Origin of the sequence: Isoptericola luteus, from assembly GCF_020297055.1 — a bacterium.
Classification (GTDB): domain Bacteria; phylum Actinomycetota; class Actinomycetes; order Actinomycetales; family Cellulomonadaceae; genus Isoptericola; species Isoptericola luteus.
Genome location: NZ_JAIXCQ010000024.1, coordinates 1 through 3,585, shown reverse-complemented (window position 1 = coordinate 3,585; position 3,585 = coordinate 1). Strand labels below are relative to the sequence as shown.

The following is a 3,585-nucleotide window of genomic DNA, read 5'->3' as shown; positions in this document are numbered from 1 at the left end:
CACACCACGACCCATCTCGTTCGTCGTCGCGGTCTGCTCCTCCACCGCCGACGCGATCGTCAGCTGGTAGTCGTTGATCTGCCCGATGATGTCCGCGATCTCACCGATCGCATCCACCGCACCCGACGTATCACCCTGGATCGCCTCGACCCGACGCGCGATGTCCTCCGTCGCCTTCGCCGTCTCCTGCGCCAGCTCCTTGACCTCGGACGCCACCACCGCGAACCCCTTACCGGCCTCACCGGCACGAGCCGCCTCGATCGTCGCGTTCAACGCCAACAGGTTCGTCTGCTCCGCGATCGACGTGATCACCTTGATCACGTCACCGATCTCCTGCGAGCTCGTCCCCAGCTTGCGCACCGTCTCGTTCGTCGCCGCAGCACGATCCGTCGCCCGGTTCGCGACCTTCGCCGCCTCGTTCGAGTTCTGCGCGATCTCCCGGATCGACGCACCCATCTGCTCCGCACCCGCAGCCACCGTCTGCACGTTCTGCGACACCTGCTCCGCAGCGGAGGCCGCCACACCCGACTGGGCGGACGACTGCTCGGCGGCCGCCACGACCCGCGACGCCGCGGCCGCGAGCTGCTCCGAGCCGGTGGCGATGGTCGCCGACGACGCGAGCACGCCGGAGAGCGTCTCCCGCAGGGCGGCCTGGGTGGCGGACAGGGCGCTGGCCATCTCGCCCAGCTCGTCCTGGCTGGTCACCTCGGGCTCGTGGGTGAGGTCACCGCTCGCCATCTTCTCGATCGTGCGCTGCACGCCCACCAGGCCGGCGCGGATGCGGCTCACGACGATCCAGCCGGTGACGAGCCCGCCCACGGCACCCACGACGATGAGGACCACGAGGATGAAGATCGCACCGGCGGCCTCCTGCGCGGCGGCCTCGGTCTCGTCCGCGAGGACCCCCTCGATGTATCCCTTCAGGCCGCCGAGGGAGGCGCCGAGCTCGCCGCCGAGCGCGCCGAGCGACTCCTCGCTCGCCTGGAAGGTGTCCCAGTCGCCCGACTCGAAGGCGGGCAGCTTCTCGCTCTCGACCGCGGCGAGGTAGGTCTCGACGGCGGTCCGGAAGGTCACGTACTCGGCGGGCACGTCGACGCCCATGCCGGTGTAGATGGCCTCGAACGCGGCCATCTCCGTGCCGATCCTCGCCTTGGCGTCGTCGATCGCGGCAAGCTTGTCCGACACGTCGACGTCCCGGCCGAGGTACTCGCCGATCGCCCCGACGGCCTCGTTGTACATCCAGACCGACTGGTCGACGGCGTTGAGCTGGGCGCTGAGCGTGGTCTGGACGGAGGCGATCCGCTCCGTGCGGTCACGCAGGCCCACCGTGTTGGCCGTCGCCACCAGACCGAGCATGACCATGAAGGCCACGAGCAGGGCGACCAGCCCGACGATCTTCGTCCTGATCGACCGCAGCGCGAAGCGCCGGGGCCGACGGGCGCCGTCCTGGCCGTGGTGCCGCGCCGCGGTATCGCGCGGTGCGGTCGCCACCGGCGCCAGGGCCGGCTCGCGCTTCTCGAGCAGCGTGCTCATGGAAGTTCCTCTCAGGTGCTTTCGTCCGCAACGCGTGCGGGCGAGGGTCAGTAGGTGAACTCGGCCGCGCGGGCGCGCAGGTCGACGGAGACGCGGGCCAGGTCCGAGATGGACCCGTCGATCTGCTCGACGGCCACGGCGGTCGACGACGCGGCGGTGGCGATCCCGGTGATGTTCGCCGCGATCTCGGACGCACCGGTGGCCGACTCCTGCACGCCTCGCGACATCTCGTTCGTCGTCGCGGTCTGCTCCTCCACCGCCGAGGCGATGGTGAGCTGGTAGTCGTTGATCTGACCGATGATGTCGGTGATGTCGCCGATGGCGTCCACGGCGCCGGAGGCGTCGTCCTGGATCGCCTCGACCCGGCGCGCGATGTCCTCGGTGGCCTTCGCGGTCTCCTGCGCCAGCTCCTTGACCTCGCTCGCCACGACGGCGAACCCCTTGCCTGACTCGCCGGCTCGCGCGGCCTCGATCGTCGCGTTCAGCGCCAGCAGGTTCGTCTGCTCCGCGATCGTGGTGATCACCTTGATCACGGCCCCGATCTCCAGCGAGCTGGCCCCCAGCTTGCGGACCGTCTCGTTGGTGGCCGCGGCACGGTCCGTCGCCCGGTTGGCGACCTTCGCCGCCTCGTTCGAGTTCTGCGCGATCTCCCGGATCGACGCACCCATCTGCTCCGCGCCCGCAGCGACGGTCTGCACGTTCTGCGACACCTGCTCCGCAGCGGAGGCCACCACCCCGGACTGGGCGGACGACTCCTCGGCCGCCGCGACGACCTGCGAAGACACGGCCGCGAGCTGCTCCGAACCCGAGGCGAGCGCGTCCGCCGACCCGGCGACCTCGGCCACCACGGTGCGGACCACCGCGATACCGGTGTCGAGAGCCGTCCCGGCCTCGCCGATCTCGTCGGTCGGGAGCAACCCGGACGTATGCGTGAGGTCGCCCCGGCCGAGGGCCTCCGCCACGTCACGCACCTTGGCCACGCGGCCGACGACGACGCGGCTGGTCCACCACGCCAGCAGCACGCCGGCCGCGACGGCGACGACGCCGACCCCGACGAGGATGGCGAGGGACCGGGCCTGGCCCTCCTCCTGCGCCGTGTTGGCCGCGGCCGCACGCTGGGTGGCCACGTCCTGCGTCCGGTCGGCGAGGTCGAAGATCACGCTGTACGCCGCACCGGCCTCACCGCCGTTGATGGAGTCCATCGCCTTGCGCTCACCGGCCGGGGTGCCCTCCTGCAGCCACTCCACGACCTGGTCGTCCCAGGAGTAGAAGTCGTCCCAGGCCGCACGGAGCTGGCTCACGACCTGGGACGTCTGCGGGTCCGTCCCCGACGCCTCGAGCTCGTCGAGCCACGCGTACACCTGCTCCTTGTTGTCCAGCATGCCCTGGCGGTTGTAGGCGTCCTCGCCGAGCCCGGCCTCGAGGCCGTAGACGGCGGTGTCCGCCACGTAGAGCCCCTGCCAGCCGGTCGCGTCGGAGATCAGGGTCTTGGCCTGCTCCGCGACGTTCCCGAGCTGCTCCGCCGCCTGCACATCCTGGGCATAGCCCTTCTGCCGGTCCACCGACACGCCGCCCACGACCACCGCGACCACGACGAGGGCGACCAGGACGCCGAAGGTGAGCTGCAGCCGGCGGGCGACGGTCAGACGTCGCCGAGGTGCGGGCCGGCCGCTTGGGGTGACGGACATGGGACTTCCTCCTCGTGGGGCACCGGACGGGCGGGGTGCCCGTCTCGGAAGAGCTGTGGGTCAGTAGGTGAACTGCGCGGCGCGCGACTGGAGGTCGGCGCTCATCCGGGCGAGGTCGGCCACGGACTCGTTCATCTGCACCAGGGCCTGCGCCGTCGAGGAGGCGGCGGTGGCGATGCCGGTGATGTTCCCGGCGATCTCGGACGAGCCCGTCGCGGCCTCCTGCACACCACGACCCATCTCGTTCGTCGTCGCGGTCTGCTCCTCCACCGCCGACGCGATCGTCAGCTGGTAGTCGTTGATCTGCCCGATGATGTCCGCGATCTCACCGATCGCATCCACCGCACCCGACGTATCACCCTGG

2 protein-coding genes and 1 pseudogene are annotated in these 3,585 nt (G+C 70.8%); all 3 read right to left on the bottom strand.

Going from position 1 to position 3,585, the window contains the following annotated elements; all coding sequences use genetic code 11:
• On the bottom strand, positions 1 to 1,533 hold a 1,533-nt coding region (locus tag LEP48_RS18265), incomplete at its 3' end, for a methyl-accepting chemotaxis protein (RefSeq protein WP_225566990.1).
• Between the two features lie 47 nt (positions 1,534 to 1,580).
• On the bottom strand, positions 1,581 to 3,221 hold the full coding sequence (locus LEP48_RS18260) for a methyl-accepting chemotaxis protein (RefSeq protein ID WP_225566989.1): 1,641 nt from the start codon (positions 3,219 to 3,221) through the stop codon (positions 1,581 to 1,583).
• Positions 3,222 to 3,281: 60 nt separating this feature from the next.
• Positions 3,282 to 3,585, bottom strand: a pseudogene (locus LEP48_RS18255) (methyl-accepting chemotaxis protein); the annotation flags it as partial.